16 protein-coding genes are annotated in these 15,471 nt (G+C 71.5%); 12 read left to right on the forward strand and 4 right to left on the reverse strand.

What is annotated here, in order from left to right; translation table 11 throughout:
* Positions 1-510, reverse strand: a 510-nt coding sequence (locus tag ACRDSK_RS23615; RefSeq protein WP_431443423.1) for a cupin domain-containing protein, incomplete at its 3' end; no start/stop codon positions are given.
* 235 nt (positions 511-745) lie between these two features.
* Here ACRDSK_RS23615 and ACRDSK_RS23620 point away from each other — a divergent pair.
* The 4 genes from ACRDSK_RS23620 to phoU all read left to right on the forward strand — a co-directional run bounded on the left by ACRDSK_RS23620 (position 746) and on the right by phoU (position 4,798).
* Positions 746-1,972, forward strand: a complete 1,227-nt coding sequence (locus tag ACRDSK_RS23620; protein ID WP_431443424.1) for a PP2C family protein-serine/threonine phosphatase — start codon at positions 746-748, stop codon at positions 1,970-1,972.
* Complete coding sequence (locus tag ACRDSK_RS23625; RefSeq protein WP_431443425.1) at positions 1,969-3,609, forward strand: sensor histidine kinase; 1,641 nt, start codon at positions 1,969-1,971, stop codon at positions 3,607-3,609. Before ACRDSK_RS23620 ends, ACRDSK_RS23625 begins: the two co-directional genes overlap by 4 nt.
* Entirely contained in the window at positions 3,602-4,045 is a 444-nt protein-coding gene (locus tag ACRDSK_RS23630; protein WP_431443426.1) for a response regulator, read from the forward strand. Before ACRDSK_RS23625 ends, ACRDSK_RS23630 begins: the two co-directional genes overlap by 8 nt.
* 81 nt (positions 4,046-4,126) lie before the next feature.
* Entirely contained in the window at positions 4,127-4,798 is a 672-nt protein-coding gene (phoU, locus tag ACRDSK_RS23635; RefSeq protein WP_431443427.1) for a phosphate signaling complex protein PhoU, read from the forward strand.
* Here phoU and ACRDSK_RS23640 read toward each other — a convergent pair.
* On the reverse strand, positions 4,776-6,227 hold the full coding sequence (locus tag ACRDSK_RS23640; protein ID WP_431443428.1) for a hypothetical protein: 1,452 nt from the start codon (positions 6,225-6,227) through the stop codon (positions 4,776-4,778). The genes phoU and ACRDSK_RS23640 overlap by 23 nt on opposite strands.
* 127 nt (positions 6,228-6,354) lie before the next feature.
* Here ACRDSK_RS23640 and ACRDSK_RS23645 point away from each other — a divergent pair, with 127 nt between their 5' ends.
* The 6 genes from ACRDSK_RS23645 to ACRDSK_RS23670 all read left to right on the forward strand — a co-directional run bounded on the left by ACRDSK_RS23645 (position 6,355) and on the right by ACRDSK_RS23670 (position 11,206).
* Complete coding sequence (locus ACRDSK_RS23645) at positions 6,355-7,179, forward strand: SAM-dependent methyltransferase (protein ID WP_431443429.1); 825 nt, start codon at positions 6,355-6,357, stop codon at positions 7,177-7,179.
* Between the two features lie 357 nt (positions 7,180-7,536).
* Positions 7,537-8,178, forward strand: a complete 642-nt coding sequence (locus ACRDSK_RS23650) for a response regulator (protein ID WP_431443430.1) — start codon at positions 7,537-7,539, stop codon at positions 8,176-8,178.
* An 85-nt stretch (positions 8,179-8,263) separates the two neighbouring features.
* Positions 8,264-8,641 (forward strand): ATP-binding protein, encoded by a 378-nt coding sequence (locus ACRDSK_RS23655; protein WP_431443431.1) that lies wholly within the window; start codon positions 8,264-8,266, stop codon positions 8,639-8,641.
* Between the two features lie 47 nt (positions 8,642-8,688).
* Positions 8,689-10,137, forward strand: coding sequence for a PAS domain-containing sensor histidine kinase (locus tag ACRDSK_RS23660; RefSeq protein WP_431443432.1), 1,449 nt, complete (start codon positions 8,689-8,691; stop codon positions 10,135-10,137).
* A 144-nt stretch (positions 10,138-10,281) separates the two neighbouring features.
* On the forward strand, positions 10,282-10,665 hold the full coding sequence (locus ACRDSK_RS23665) for a response regulator (RefSeq protein ID WP_431443433.1): 384 nt from the start codon (positions 10,282-10,284) through the stop codon (positions 10,663-10,665).
* A gap of 43 nt (positions 10,666-10,708) precedes the next feature.
* Entirely contained in the window at positions 10,709-11,206 is a 498-nt protein-coding gene (locus tag ACRDSK_RS23670) for a hypothetical protein (protein WP_431443434.1), read from the forward strand.
* Here the strand turns inward: ACRDSK_RS23670 and cpt are convergent.
* Positions 11,203-11,736: a chloramphenicol phosphotransferase CPT gene (cpt, locus tag ACRDSK_RS23675; protein ID WP_431443435.1), complete on the reverse strand. Its 534-nt coding sequence runs from the start codon at positions 11,734-11,736 to the stop codon at positions 11,203-11,205. The two genes, ACRDSK_RS23670 and cpt, sit on opposite strands and share 4 nt — an antisense overlap.
* Before the next feature lie 52 nt (positions 11,737-11,788).
* On the opposite strand from cpt, the gene ACRDSK_RS23680 reads away from it, so the two are divergent.
* Positions 11,789-12,535, forward strand: coding sequence for an alpha/beta hydrolase (locus ACRDSK_RS23680; protein ID WP_431443436.1), 747 nt, complete (start codon positions 11,789-11,791; stop codon positions 12,533-12,535).
* Here the strand turns inward: ACRDSK_RS23680 and ACRDSK_RS23685 are convergent.
* A complete protein-coding gene (locus ACRDSK_RS23685; RefSeq protein ID WP_431443437.1) occupies positions 12,519-14,243 on the reverse strand; it encodes a discoidin domain-containing protein in 1,725 nt (574 codons plus the stop codon). The two genes, ACRDSK_RS23680 and ACRDSK_RS23685, sit on opposite strands and share 17 nt — an antisense overlap.
* Before the next feature lie 289 nt (positions 14,244-14,532).
* Here ACRDSK_RS23685 and ACRDSK_RS23690 point away from each other — a divergent pair, with 289 nt between their 5' ends.
* The gene (locus tag ACRDSK_RS23690) at positions 14,533-15,402 is read left to right on the forward strand and encodes a DUF1996 domain-containing protein (protein ID WP_431443438.1); all 870 of its coding nucleotides are present in this window, start codon (positions 14,533-14,535) and stop codon (positions 15,400-15,402) included.
* The last annotated feature ends 69 nt before the right edge of the window (positions 15,403-15,471 follow it).

Below are 15,471 nucleotides of genomic sequence, written 5' to 3' on the forward strand. Positions count from 1 at the left end.
GGCCAGGTCCGCGTCGCCGCGCTCGCGGGCCTGCTCGGCGGTGATCGCGTAGTCCTCGTGGTCGATGCCGAACCCGGTGTTGGCGGCGAGGATCGCCAGCGGGCGCGCGGCCCGGTTGCCGAACGAGTGCGGCATCATCGCGGGGATCCGCACCATCGTGCCGGGCGCGAGTCGCAGCGCCGTGACCCGCCCGCGGGCGGCGTCGTAGAGCCCGCACGAGGCGTGCCCGAGCGAGAGGACGAAGTGCTCGCCGGCGTGCGCGTGCGGCGTGAACGCACTGTGCGGGGCGACCAGCCCCAGCTTGTAGGTGGCGTTGCTCGGCCGCTCCGGCGAGGTCTTGGCGTCGCCGATGAAGTAGCGGGCGAACTGGCCGTCGTCGATGAACGGCAACAGGTCCGACCCCGGCCCCAGCGACTCGGCGCCGCGCTCGTCGCGGACCACGACCTCGCCGTCGGCGCCGAACGTGTACAGCTCCACCCCACCCGGCAACTCGACCGGATCACGCGCCATGCCGCCGCGCTCCTCCCACCCCGAACCCGGGGGGAATCCTAACCAGCGGGAAGGCGGGAACGTTCCCCGATTCGGCGAACACTTGGCGTCGGGTGCACGTTGCGTCGCGGCGGGGCGGACCTGGCAATCTGGGCGTGATGTCACGCGCGAAAACTCTTCGGACCTACGACTACGATGTGCCAACCGTATCGACCGTCGGAGGTCGGCACCCAGGACCAGGACGGGCAGACCGCCGATGGTAGCTCGCGATCTCGCGTTCACCGGGGCGCCGCACGGGGAGAGACCCGAGCCCACCAGAGTGCTGTTGATCGAGGACGACGACGGCGACGCGCTCCTGGTGGAGGAGCTGCTGCTCGAGGTCGAGGCCAACGTCGACATGAGACGGGTGCGCTCGCTCGCCGAGGCGAAGGCCGCGCTCGCCGGCACCGCGTGCGTGCTGCTCGATCTCGGCCTGCCCGACACCCATGAGCTGGACGGCCTGCGCTGGCTGCAGGAGAACGTCCCCGCGGTCGCGGTCGTCGTGCTGACCGGGATGGCCGACGAGTACCTCGGCGCCGAGGCGGTGCGCATCGGCGCGCAGGACTACCTCGTCAAGGGACAGGTCGACGGGCAGCTGCTGAACCGGGTCATCCGGTACGCCATCGAGCGGGTGCGCGCCGACGAGATCCAGCGTCAGCTGCGCGAGGCCCAGATCTACGCCGAGGAGAACGCCCGCCTCGAGCGCGGCCTGCTGCCCTCTCCCCTGGTCGCCGACCCCGCGCTGCGGGTCACCGCGCGCTACTCGCCCGGCGGCCAGCGAATGCTGCTGGGCGGCGACTTCTACGACGTCGTCGAGTCCGCGGACAACTGGGTGCACGCGGTGGTGGGCGACGTGTGCGGGCACGGGCCGGACGAGGCCGCGCTGGGCGTCTCCATGCGGGTGGCGTGGCGGACGATGATGCTCGCCGCCCACGCCGGCAGCGAGGCGCTGACCACGATCGACCAGGTCTTCGCGCACGAGCGGTACCGGCCGAGCCTGTTCACCACGCTCTGCATGCTCTCGGTCGACCCGTCCCGCAAGGCCGCGCGGCTCTACCTCGCCGGCCATCCGCCGCCGCTGCTCATCACGCGCGCGGGTGTGCGGCCGCTGGACACGCCCCGGCGAACCCCGATCGGCGTGGGCGACGGCACGGTGTGGCCAAGCGGCGAGATCGCGCTCGGTGAGGCATGGTCGGTGGTGATGTACACCGATGGGCTGATCGAGGGCCGGGTCGGCCGCGGCGACGAGCGGCTGGACGTGAAGGGCCTCGTCGTGCTGGTCGAGTCCGTGCTCGCCGCGGGCGCGTCGGGGGTCGGACCGGGCGAGCGCAACGACCGGCTGCTCGACGAGGTCATCGGCCGGGTCCGTGAGCTCAACGGCGGCGACCTCGACGACGACCTCGCCGTGGTCTCGCTGGGCTGGCAGCCGAAGGGCGCCGGATGAGCCAGGTCGACAGCGTGGTCGAGGTCGTCGAGCGGGCACCGGGGATCGAAGTGGTACAGCCTTCTCCGCCGCCACCGGCGCGTACGCCCGCGAACGGCACGCGCTGGCCGCTGCGCAGGATCATCGACGTCAGCGTCGGCGTTCTCGCGGTGTTCTGCGTCGCCGCGATCGCCGTGGGAACCGTCGCACTGGCCAAGCTGGCCGACGCCCGCGCGCAGGTCGTGGAGCGGATCGACCCGGCCCTGCAGCAGGCCCAGCGGCTTGAGGCGGCGCTGGTCAACCAGGAGACCGGGGTCCGCGGCTACTCGCTGGGCGCCGAGCGCGACCTCCTCGAGCCCTACCCCGTGGGCCTCGCCGCCGAGGCCGACGCCGTCGAGCGGCTCGAGCCGGCGCTGGGCGAGTTCCCCGCGGCGGCGCGGGCGTTGCGCGAGACGATCGACCGGGCGGACAACTGGCGGGCGAGCTACGCGGAGCCGGCCATCGCCGTCGTGGACACCACCGGCGAGCCGACGGTCACCACCACCAGCGTGGACTCGGGCCGCATCTACTTCGACGCGGTTCGCTCGTCGGTCGGCGAGCTGCAGGCCGATCTCGCCGACGCCCGCGCGGAGGCCACGGCCGCCCTGGCGACGTCCGCCACGACCCTCAACGTCGTCTGCGTCGTGATCGCCGGCGGCTTCGCGATGATCGTGCTCGCGCTCGCCGTCGGGCTGCGTCGGGTCGCCATCCAGCCGGTGTCCCGGCTCGCCGCGGAGGTCCGCACGGTGGCCGGCGGCGACTTCTCCCACCGGGTCGAGCAGAGCGGTCCGACCGAGGTGCACGACCTCGGCGCGGACGTCAACATGATGCGCGAGCGGATCCTGCACGAGCTGTCCGCGCTGCAGGCCGCGCACGCCGAGCTGGACGCCCGGACGCAGGACCTCGAGCGGTCGAACGCCGAGCTGGAGCAGTTCGCCTACGTCGCCTCGCACGACCTGCAGGAGCCGCTGCGCAAGGTGGCGAGCTTCTGCCAGCTGCTGCAGCGGCGCTACTCGGGCCAGCTCGACGAGCGGGCCGACCAGTACATCGAGTTCGCCGTGGACGGCGCCAAGCGGATGCAGGACCTGATCAACGACCTGCTCGCGTTCAGCCGGGTGGGCCGCATCGTCCGCGAGCCCACGGAGGTGTCCTGCTCGGCCGTGCTGGAGCAGGCGAAGGTGAACCTGACCACGACGATCGAGCAGTCCGGCGCCGCCATCGAGGCCGGCGAGCTGCCCACGGTCCGGGCCGAGGTGCCGCTGCTGACCGCGGTGTTCCAGAACCTCGTCTCCAACGCGCTCAAGTTCCGCGGCGAGGACCCGCCGCACATCGTGGTCGACGCCCACCGGGACGGCGAGTTCTGGGAGTTCTCGTTCACCGACAACGGGATCGGCATCGAGCCGGACTACGCCGACCGCATCTTCGTGATCTTCCAGCGGCTGCACGGCAAGGGCGACTACCCGGGCACCGGGATCGGCCTCGCGATGTGCCGCAAGATCATCGAGTACCACGGCGGCCGGATCTGGCTCGACACCGAGCACGCCGGCGGCGCCCGCTTCCGCTTCACCCTGCCGGCGCTGGCCGGTTCGACCGACGAGGAGACCGACACAGATGACTGACTCCACCCCTCTCGACGTGGTCGACGTGCTGCTCGTCGAGGACGACGACGGCGACGTGCTGATGACCAAGGAGGCGTTCGAGTACCACAAGATCCGCAACCACCTCCACGTCGTGAACGACGGTGAGCAGGCGCTGCAGTTCCTGCGGCAGGAGGGCGAGTACGCCGACGCCCCGCGGCCGGGCCTGATCCTGCTCGACCTGAACCTGCCGCGCCGCGACGGCCGGGAGGTGCTGGCGGAGCTCAAGGACGACCCCGAGCTGGGCATGATCCCGGTCGTGGTGCTGACCACCTCCGAAGCGGAGGAGGACATCGTGCGCAGCTACCGTCTGCACGCCAACGCCTACATCAGCAAGCCGGTCGACTTCGACCGCTTCATCGAGGTGGTCCGCCACATCGACGAATTCTTCGTCACGGTGGTCAAGCTCCCCCGCTAGCACCGTGCCCGGATTTGTGTAGATCACGCGATCCCGGGTATTCCTCATTGTTGTCCGAATCGACGGAGGTGCCCGGGGATCATGCGCGAGACGTTCCACGCCCAGCTGGCCGAGCTTCGCGAGCAGCTGGCCGACATGTGCGCACAGGCGGCGTCGGCCATGCGGTCGGCCACCAGAGCGCTGGTCGAAGGCGACGCCGACCGGGCGAGACAGGTGCTCGACGAGGACGTCGAGCTCGACCGGACCCGCGACCGCTGCGAGCAGGCCGCCCAGCAGCTGCTCGCGCTCCAGGCACCCGTCGCCCGGGACCTGCGGTTCCTCCTCACCGTCGTCCACTGCGCGGTCAAGATCGAGCGGATGGGCGACCTCGCCGCGCACGCCGCGGAGACGGTGCTGCTGGCCCACCCGCGCCGGCCGGTGCCGGCCGACCTGGACGAGGAGTTCGCCGAGCTCGGCCTGGTCGCGGTCGGGATGGCCGACCGGCTCGCCGAGCTGATCCGGCGCGCGGACGAGGGCTGCTACGCCGAGCTGAACGAGACCGACCGGATCGTGGACGCGCTGCACGCGCGCGTCATGGCGACGATCACCGGCCGCGACTGGCCGCACGGCGTGCAGTCGGCCATGTCGCTCGCGCTGCTCGCCCGCTTCTACGAGCGCTTCGCCGACCAGGCCGTGTCGGTGGCGAAGCGGCTGGAGTTCGCGGTCACGGGCGAGCTGCCCGACGCGACCTTCAGCGGGCCGTCATCACGATGAAGTCGCCGTGACCGCCGTAGCCCAGCACGGGTTCGGCGTACTGCGTGCCGTCGAAGGTCAGCAGCCACCAGCCGTCTCGGACCGGGACCACCATGGGGTGCGGGATGTTCGTGCCGTACGGGGCGTCCAGCGTGCCGAGCAACCGCGTTCGTAGGTCGTAGACCTTGTACTGGCGGGCGTCCCCGTCGCTCGCCAGCACGTACCAGGTCGAGCCGAAGCGCTGCAGGATCGTGCCCTCGGTCTGGTCGACCGACGTGTCCGCGCCGACCAGCGCCAGGCCCTCGGTGTAGTCGCCGCCGCGCGGTCCCGCGGCGAGTGCGGGGTGGAAGACGAACGCCGGCTGCTGGGCCGGGCTCTCCACGAACGCGACATGCCACCGGCCGCCGATCTTCGTCAGCGCCGGGTCCCACGAGCTGACCGTGGTGGGCAGCGCCAGCTTCTCGGTGGCCAGCACGTGCACGCCGGACAACACGTTCGCGGTCGTCGCGACGTGGCGGATGTGCACGCCGTTGAAGTCGAAGTCGCCCCACGAGCTCATCGCCAGGATGAACCGGCCGCGGTCGTGGACGATCTGGCCGGCGTGGTCGCCGAGCACGACTCCGTCGCGGGCGAAGAACAGCGTGGCCACCTGTTCCAGCCGCGTCGGGTCGGCCAGGTCGAGCGTCCACACCGCCCAGTGCGCCTGCTGGAAGAAGCCGAGCCCGGCGTTGGTCAGCGTCAGGTACAGCTTGTTGTCCTTGATGTACGGCCGCCCGTCGGCGTGCTGGACGACGTGCGGGTCGCGCACCCCCGCCTGGCCGAAGTAGCCGGCGCGGACGCGGCCCAGCCGGGCGTCGCCGCGACCGCCGTAGCCGTAGTTCAGCTGGCCGAGCACGTCCGGGACCCGCAGGTCTATCCGCTCGCGGATCGGGTCGCGGGCGGTGAGCAGCGGCTGCCAGCCGGTCCCGGTGCCGGTCGGGTCGGCGAGCACGGTGACCGCGTTCTCGTTGACCACCACGGCGAAGCCGAACGGCGCCACGAGCGACGCGGGTGCCGACGCCACGACCTCGCCGTCGACCTCGATGGTCGCCGTGGTGCCGTCGTACCCGCCGAGCACGGTGCGGTTGCCGACCAGCCCGGCGAGCACGGTGCCGTCGAGCGAGCGGACCTCGACCAGCACCGAGCCGTACGGCGCCCGCGGCCGCACGCCGGTGTCGACCAGGGTCGAGCGCGCGGCCGCCGGCGCGACCGCGGAGTCGTACTGCACGAACCGCGGGGCGATCAGGTCGAAGGGCCGGTACTTCTGCTGGATGCGGAACGCCAGGTCGAGCGGGTTGTCGGCCTCGGGGGCGGCGGTGTCGGCCGAAGCCAGGCCGGGCGCGGCGAGCCCGGCGACGCCGGCCAGTCCCAGTCCGGCGAGCAGTGTGCGCCGGTCGATCTCGTGGACCACGTCGTCCTCCTAGAGCAGGGTGAGTCTTCGACCTTAGAGTCAGCCCACTGGGTTGACCGCGCACCGGCGGACAACGAACCAGACGGCGGAATGACCTGGACAGGGCCGCTCAGGTAACGTTCGGCGAGTGACCAGCGACGCACCGCACGCGCCGGCCGTGATAGACACGACCCGGCCGAGCGTCGCGCGCGTCTACGACTGCTTCCTGGGCGGCAAGGACAACTACGAGGTCGACCGTCAGGTCTTCGAACAGGTCGACGCCGTTGCCCCGCAGATGAAGCTGCTCGCCCGCGCCGGTCGCAACTGGCTGGTCCGGGTCACCCGGTTCCTCGCCGGATCCGCCGGCCTCGACCAGTTCCTCGACCTCGGCGCCGGGCTGCCCGCGGCGGAGAACACGCACCAGGCCGCGCAGCGGATGAACCCCGACGCGCGTGTGGTCTACGTCGACAACGACCCGGTGGTGGCCGCGCACGGCCGCGCCCTGCTGGAGGAGAACGACAACACCCGGCTGGTGAACGCCGACCTGACCCGGCCGGACGAGATCTTCACCGACCCGGAGATCATCCGTCACCTCGACCTCAGCCGGCCGCTGGCCCTGATCCACAGCAGCACGGTCCACCACATCTCCGACGGCGAGAACCCGGCGGAGATGATGCGCCGCTACGTCGAACTGCTGCCGTCGGGCTCCTACCTCGTGCTGAGCCACTTCGCCGACCCGCAGGACGGCGGCGAGGGCTCCGCGCTCGCCCGCTGCGTCGAGGACATCTTCGCCAACGGCGCGATGGGCTCGGGGTACTTCCGCACCCGCGAGCAGATCGAGGGCTACTTCGGCGGGCTCCAGCTGGTCGAGCCCGGCCTGGTGCCGCTCAACCAGTGGTGGCCGGACGGCCCGCTGCTCTCCCACACGACCGCCGACCAGGTGGCCCTCGGCGGCGTCGCGCGCAAGCCGTGACGACCGGGCAGCCTCAACCCGCCCCACACCTCAGGTTCCCCGGCCACCGTCGCGGGACCCGGTCCGTCCGAAGTGGACACTCGATCGAGGTGGGACCGCCGGCCGGCGGCTGGGGGTGTCCGACCGGCCGGCGGTTCTTGGTCGCCGGCGCAAGCAAGCGGGTGCGCGTCGACGGTGGTTGGGGGGACTCACACCGCCGGAATCACCAGCTACTTCCTGGCTCCAGGCAGCGACCAACACGTACAACGGTGCGGGGTGCCCGGACGTTCCCGCCACTCCGTGTGGTCCGTCACGTCGAAACGGCCCGCGAGCGGTAACATCACCGTTCAGCCACTTCCGTCGTCGAGGGACCACCGCATGCAATCGTCTCCGACGACGCCACCACACCGAGTCGTCCTGGTCGAGGACCACGACATGGTCGCCGAGGCGATCGGGTTGGCACTGGAGCAGGCCGCCGACATCACCGTCGTGGCCCGGGCGAAGTCCATCGCCGAGGCGCTCGCCGAGACCCAGCGGCACAAGCCGGACGTCGTCGTCCTCGACCGCCGGCTGCCCGACGGCGACGCGATCGGCGCGATCGGCGAGCTGTCCACCACCGGCGCCCGCGTGCTCGTCCTCACCGGCGAGGCCAGCGCGGCGGTCGCCACCCGGGTCGCGGAGGCCGGCGGCGCCGGGCTGGTGCTCAAGTCCTCCCGGCTGGACGAGCTCGAGGCCGCGGTACTCCAGGTGGCGGCGGGCGAGGTGGCCTTCGGGCCGGGGCTGCTCGCCGGCGTGCTGGACCGGCTCACCGGCCGCCGCGGCGGCACCCCGCTCACCGCGCGCGAGCAGGAGACGCTCGTGCTGCTGGCCGGCGGGGCCAGCACCGAGGAGGTCAGCGAGCGGCTCGGGGTCACCCGCAACACGGTTCGCAACCACGTGCAGCGGATCCTCGACAAGCTCGGCGCGCGCTCCAAGCTCGAGGCCGTGGCCATCGCCCGGCGCGAGGGCCTGCTCGACTGATGCGTATGCACTAGACACGGTAAGTCCGCTGCGTCTCGCCATCGGGCCTGACGGAGCGGACAGTGCAGACGTGGATGCACAGGCCGTGACACGCACGGAGGTACGGCTGCCGGAGAACCACCGCAGCGCCGCCATGGCGCGCGAGTTCACCCGCGAGACGCTCACCCGGTGGGGTCATCACAGTTGGCAGGATGCGGCGCAGGTCGTGTCGGAGCTGGTGAGCAACGTCCTCCTGCACGCGCACGGGCAACCGGTGCTGCGCCTGACGGACGTGGGCGACGGCGTCCGCGTCGAGGTCGCCGACGACAGCCCCCAGCCGCCGACCGTCCGACGGTCCGGTCCGGGGGGCCTGGGCATGCAGCTCGTCGAGCGGATGTCGACCGCGTGGGGCGTGTCGAAACGGGGCCGCGGCAAGGTCGTGTGGTGCGACCTCCCCGCAGCGCCGAACCCGCTGACGGCGTGAAGCAGGGCCGCGAGATGCCGGCGGCTCGCGTCGGGCAGAGTGACCAGATGCCGGACCCCACACCGTCGACAGATGCCGACTTCCGCCTGTTCGTGCAGGGCGTGTCCGACTACGCGATCTTCATGCTCGACCCGTCCGGGCACATCACGAGCTGGAACACCGGCGCGGAACGCATCAAGGGCTACCGCCCCGACGAGATCATCGGCCAGCACTTCTCGGTCTTCTACCCCGACGAGGACAAGACCGACGGCAAACCCGCCCGCGAGCTGAGGACCGCCGTCGCCGAGGGGCGCGTCGAGGACGAGGGCTGGCGCGTTCGCAAGGACGGCACCCGCTTCTGGGCCAACGTCGTCATCACCGCGCTGTACGGCGACGGCGGCGAGCTCCGCGGGTTCGGCAAGGTCACCCGCGACCTCACCGAACGCCGCACAGCCGAGCACGCGCTGTGGGAGAGCGAGGAACGCTTCCGGATGCTCGTGCAGAACGTCGTCGACTACGCGATCTTCATGCTGGACCCGTCCGGGCGCATCATGAGCTGGAACGCCGGCGCGGAACGCATCAAGGGCTACCTCCCCGACGAAATCATCGGCCAGCACTTCTCCGTCTTCTACCCCGACGAGGACAACCTCGCCGGCAAACCCGCCGGCGAGCTCCAGGCCGCCGTCGCCGAGGGCCGGGTCCAGGACGAGGGCTGGCGCCTCCGCAAGGACGGCACCCGGTTCTGGGCCAACGTCACCATCACCGCGCTGTACGGCGACAGCGGCGAGCTCCGCGGGTTCGGCAAGGTCACCCGCGACCTCACCGAACGCCGCACCGCCGAGCAGATCCTCGACGAGCGCCGCCGGCTGCTGCGCCACCTCGTGCACGCCCAGGAGCTGGAGCGCCGCCGGATCGCGTGGGACGTGCACGACGACTCCATCCAGTCGATGGTCGCGGTCGGCATGCGGCTGCAGCTGCTCGCCGGCCGCCTGCCAGAGGAGTACCGGCAGACGCTGATCCAGCTCGACGAGGCGGTGCGTGGCACGATCACCAGGCTGCGCACGCTCGTCTTCCAGCTGCGCCCCACCGCGATCGACCGGCACGGCCTGGTCTCCGCGCTCACCGACTACCTGCGCGACGTGGTCACCGGCTGGGGTCTCGCGCCGACGCTGCACCACGACGAGCTGGCCGAGGAGCCGCCGACCGAGACGGCGATCACGATCTTCCGGATCTGCCAGGAGGCGCTGACGAACGTGCGCAAGCACGCCAAGGCAGGCTCGGCCGACATCCATCTGTCCACTGTGGAGCACGGCACCCATGTCCGGGTGGTCGACGACGGCATCGGGTACAGCCGGGAACAGACCGAGGCCCAGCCGCTCGAGCACTTCGGCCTGATCGAGATGCGCGAGCGCGCCGAGACGGCCAGTGGCTGGTGGACGATCACCGGCGCGCCGGGCGACGGCACCACCGTCGAGTTCTGGCTGCCCACCATCATCCGGCCGGAGGTGACCCCGTGAGCGAGCTTGCGAGCGAACCAATGTCACAGGGCGACCGCGAGCGGCGGCACCGAGCCTGCGAGGGGGCGTCGTGAGCGAGCTTGCGAGCGAATCAATGTCACAGGGCGACCGCGAGCGGCGGCACCGAGCTTGCGAGGGGGCGTCGTGAGCACCGTCACCACGCGCCTGCGGGTCCTCATCTCCGACGACGACCCGATGATCCGCGACGCGCTGCGCGAGGTGCTCGACTCCGAGCCGGACATCGACGTGGTCGGTGTGGCCGGGGACGCGGACGAGGCCATCGCGCTCGCCGTGGAGCACGCGCCCGCGGTCGTGGTGCTGGATGTGCGAATGCCCGGGGGCGGCGGCCCGCGGGCGGCGCGGGAGATACTGAACCGCGCGCCGCGCACCCGGATCCTTGCGTTCTCCGCCTACGACGACTCGGGCACGGTGGCGGAGATGATGCGTGCCGGGATCGTCGAGTACCTGCTGAAGGGCTCGCCCAACACGGAGATCGTGGCCGCCGTTCGCCGGGCCGGCACGGAGTAGCACTCGGGAGTGGTCCCAGGCTCGCCGTGATCTCCTCCGCACCATGACACGACACGCGGCGGTGCTGCTGCTGGCCGGCGTTCTCCTGGTGCCGGCCTGCACGGCGAGAACGGGTGCGGCCTCCGCTCCGACAACGCCCCCCACCACGACTACCACCTCCTCCGCACCATCCTCGTCCGCGCCACCGGCGCCGACGGCCGCCGCGGACGGCGGGAACGTGGCCGCCTGCCGGGACGCCGTCTGCGAGGTGCGGCTGACGGGCCGGACGGTGATCCCGGTCGGACCGGCGACCGGCATCGCCGAGGTGGCCGTCGAGTCGATCGTCGACGACGCGGTCACCGCGGCGATCACGCTGTCCGGCAACGAGTTCTCCCTCGACTGCCAGGGCGACTCGCGCTGCGAGACCTCGATCGTCGGCACCACTCCCCCGGTCGCCTTCATCACGGCACACCCGGGCGCCCGGGTCGCCGTCAACCGGGTGGTCGTGGCGGTCACGGCCGCGGCCGACGGCGTCGCGGTCCTGCGGCTGTCGCGGAGCTAGACGAGGTGCGCGGCGATCTCCCGCGCGCACGCCAACGCCTCGGTGCGCGTCGTGTCCACCTCGAGGTCGTAGACCACGCCGCGGTGGACCAGCTCGGCCTGGGACTCGGCCATTCCGGCGACCCGGTCGCCCCGTGCGAGCTCGCGCCCCGCGGCGACGGCGCCGTCGCACCGGACGCCGACCCACAACGTCGGCACGCCGTCCAGCGCGCGCCGCCACCGCCCCTGGGACGCGGGGCCGCCGAGGAAGACGTCGTCCACGACGATCCGGGCGCCGGCCTTCACCATCGCGGCGGTCCCCGCGAGCCAGGCCGCCTCCAGCTCACGGAACTCCGGCCCGACGGTCACCTCGCCATCGGCGGCGAACTCGATGCCGGCGGCCGAGGTCCGCAGGGCCACCGGCATCGTCTCGATCAACATGTCGACCCCGACGGCCAGCCACGGGTCCGGCAGCACCGCCTGCAAGCAGCGCGCGATCCCCGACTTTCCCGAACTGGAGCCGCCGTTGAGCACGATCACCCGAGTGGTCACCGCGCCACGGTAGCGGCCGCGCGCCGGACGACGCGCTCCTAGACTCGCGGACATGGGCAGCAAGGTGATCGGCCTGACGACCGTCGACGGGCTGCGCCTCGACGCCCGGTGGCACGAGGGCGGCGGCGACCGCGCGGTCGTGCTGGCCCACGGGCTCACCGTCGACCTCGAAGAGAACGGGTTGTTCGAGCCGCTCGCCGAGAAGTTGGTCGCACGTGGACTTTCCGTGCTGCGGTTCTCCTTTCGCGGCCACGGGGCGAGCGACGGCATCGACACCGAGTCGACCATCGCCGGGGAGCGGATGGACCTGCGGGCCGCGGTCGACTGGGTCGGGCGGCCGGTCGCGCTGCTCGGTTCCAGCTTCGGCGCGGTGAGCGTGTCGCTGTCGCTGGCCGAGCTCGGCGACACGGTCCGCGCCGTCGTGCTGTGGCAGCCGGTCCTCGACCTGCGCCGGACGTTCCTCGTCCCGGAGCTGCCGCGGGGTCGGGTGCTCTACCGCGGCTGGAACCGCGGCACTCTCGACATCGAGGGCCGGTTCCGGCTCGGCACGGCGCTCTACGGCGAGCTGGGCACGGTCGACCCGCTGACGGCGTTCCTCCTGAGCACGCCGCCGGCGTTGGTCGTGCACGGCGACGCCGACTCGCTCGTCTCCCACGAGATCGCCCGGGAGACCGCGCAGCTTCGGCCGGGCACCGACTGGCATTCGGTGCCCGGCGCGGAGCATGGGTTCCTCGAGCCGGCCGCGGCCGCCGACGTCGTCGGCGTGACCGCGCGCTGGCTCGCTAGCGGAACACCCTGACGTAGTCGATCACCATGTTCTGCGGCAGCTGGGTGCCCGGCCCGGGCGGCCCCGGCCAGTCGCCGCCGACGGCGTTGTTCAGGATGAGGAAGAACGGGTGGTCGTACACCCACGGCCCTCTCGTCTGCTCCAGCTGGTCCCGGTTCACCGTGAAGAAACCGTTGCCGTCAACGAAGAACGTCATGTGGCCGGCATCCCACTCGACGGCGAACACGTGGTACGCCGCGCTCGCCGGACCGCCGAGGTCCAGCGGTGCCCCGTGCCCGCCCGCGCCGAAGTAGGCCGGCGCGTGCAGCGTGGAGTACACGAGGTTCGGCTCGCGGCCGATGTGCTCCAGGATGTCGATCTCACCGCTCGCGGGCCACGGCGTGCCGGCGAAGAAGTCGCTGCCCAGCATCCAGAACGCCGGCCACAGGCCCTGCGTGCTCGACACCTTGACCCGCGCCTCGACCCGCCCGTAGGTGGTCTCGAACTTGCCGTGCGTGTTGAGCCGGCCGGAGGTGTACTGGCACGTCGTGCTGCCGCCGCTGTTCGGGTCCGGCGGGCAGGACGAGCCCGGCGTGACCTCGCGGCGCGCCTGGATCACCAGGTTGCCGGCGCCGTCCATCCGCGCGTTGGCGTTGTTCGTGTAGTACTGCAGCTCGTTGTTCACGCCCGGCCCGATCTCGGGTGTCCACTTGGCAGGGTCCGGAGTGGACCCGTTGGGGCCGTTGAACTCGTCGCTCCACACGAGGTTGTCGAAGTCCGGCGCGGGCGGGGGCTGCGGAGGCGGTGTGGGGGCGCCGCCGGTGCCGTACACCTGGAACTCCCACAGCGAGTAGCCGTAGCCGTTCGACCGCTGCGTGCCGTACATCCGCACGTACCGGCCGGTGCCCGAGACCGTCAGCGTCTCCTTGAACCCGCGGCCCGCGGTGGTCGAGTGGATCGGCCGCCAGTTCGCGTTGTCGTCGGACACCTGGAGCTCGTAGGACACCGCGTACGCCGGATCCCACTGCAGCACCACGCGGCTGATCGTCGCGGTGGCACCGAGGTCGACCGTGATCCAGCCGGGGTCGACCCAGCCGTTGGTCGAGCTCGTCGCCCACCGGGTGGCCGGATCGAGGTCGGTGGCCTTGGCCGGCGTACACGCGCGGCAGGCGCCGTCGTCCTGGAAGGTCGACGCGGTGGCCGGCTTCCGGTACGACAGCAGGCCGTCGGGCGCCGGGCTGGTGCCGGAGCTGCCGTAGACCTGGAGCTCCCACAGCGAGTAGCCGTACTGGGTGGCCCGCGAGGTCAGCTGCAGCCGCACGTACCGGCCGGTGCCGGTGACCGCGAGCGTCTGGTCGCCGCCACCACCCGCGGTGGTGGTGTGCACGGTGGACCACGTGGCCCCGTCGCCGGAGACCTGCACGGTGAACGCCAGCGCGTAGGCGGCCTCCCAGCGCAGCCGCACCTCCTCGAGCGTCGCGGTCACGCCGAGGTCCACCTGGATCCACTGTGGATCGGAGAACCCGCTCGACCACCGCGTGCCGAGGTCGCCGTCCACCGCGGCGGTGCCGGGGAAGGCGGCCGACTCGGCCGAGGACACGGTGACCGGACGGTTCTGGGAGAGCAGCGTGCCCGCGGCGGCCGCCTGGCCGGGCACGGAGAGCAGGGTGACCGCGAGGGCGGCGACCACCGACGTCGGCAGGAACCGGCGGCGGCGCCGTCGGGAGGCAACGGATCTCATGAGCGCTCCTCTGCGCGCGGCGCGGCAACGGCCGCGCGACGGGAAGAAGGGAAGGCAGGGGGCGTGCGAGAGCGCTCTCTCCTGAGACAGAGGGTGCCGTCGGCGCCACATGGTGTCAAGACTGTCCGTTTCGTAGCGCCATTCAGCGCTGCTCACTAGGCCGAACAGGCCCTATTTGTTCCTGTGCGAAACAAAGTCGTTGACCGGAAATGTGATCCACGTCATGCTCAAGTATGAGAGCGCTCTCTCGCTACCCCTGCATTCTCGACTTTCGAGGGAGTTCGACTTCATGGCGAAGCAAAGGAGCAGATGGCGCACGCTCACCCGGTTCGGCCTGGTGTTCGTGCTCGCCGCCGGAGCCGTGGTCAGCGGTGGTCTCATCGGCCAGCCGCGCAACGCGGACGCCGTCATCAGGGTCGCGGAGTTCGTCGCGGACTGCCCGCTCAGCCACCGGCTGCCCGACGACCCGATCGTGTTCCCCGGCCTGCCGGGGGCCTCGCACTCGCACGACTTCTTCGGCAACCACGCGACCGACGCCCACTCCGACTACGAGGAGCTGAACGGCGCCACCGGCAACTGTGACCCGGCCGAGGACATCTCGTCGTACTGGGTGCCGACGATGTACCGCGACAACACGATCGTCGTCCCGACGAGCGTGACCTTCTACTACCTCGGCGAGGGCGTGAACAACCCCGGCGCGACCCAGCCGACGCCGGTCGGCCTCAAGATCGTCGCCGGCAACGCCAAGGCGACCGGCGACGCGGACAGCATCGCCCGCTGGTCGTGCCTGCACGCGGGCCATGTGCCGCCGTCGAAGAACTTCGTGAACTGCCCGTCCAGCACGCAGCTGGAGACCTACCTGGACTTCCCGCAGTGCTGGAACGGCACGAGCCTGGACTCGACGGACCACAAGAGCCACATGGCCTACCCGGTGGCCGGCGGCTGCCCGAGCTCGCACCCGGTCTCGGTGCCCAAGCTGCGCATGGTGATCCGCTTCCCGGTGTCCGGTGACCCGTCCGGACTACGACTGTCCTCAGGGGACGGACGCACGATGCACGGCGACTTCTTCAACGTGTGGCCGGCGGACGAGATGGAGCGGCGGGTGCGCGACTGCATCCGTCCGGTGGTCAAGTGCGGCCACGACGGGCATCCGGTGTGATGCGTCAGGTGGTCCTGGTCGTCCTGCTGGTCATGGGCCTCGCGGCCTGTGGCCAGCAGGCCGCGGCCC

It is taken from the genome of Actinophytocola sp. (genome assembly GCF_050699915.1).
Classification (GTDB): Bacteria; Actinomycetota; Actinomycetes; order Mycobacteriales; family Pseudonocardiaceae; genus Actinophytocola.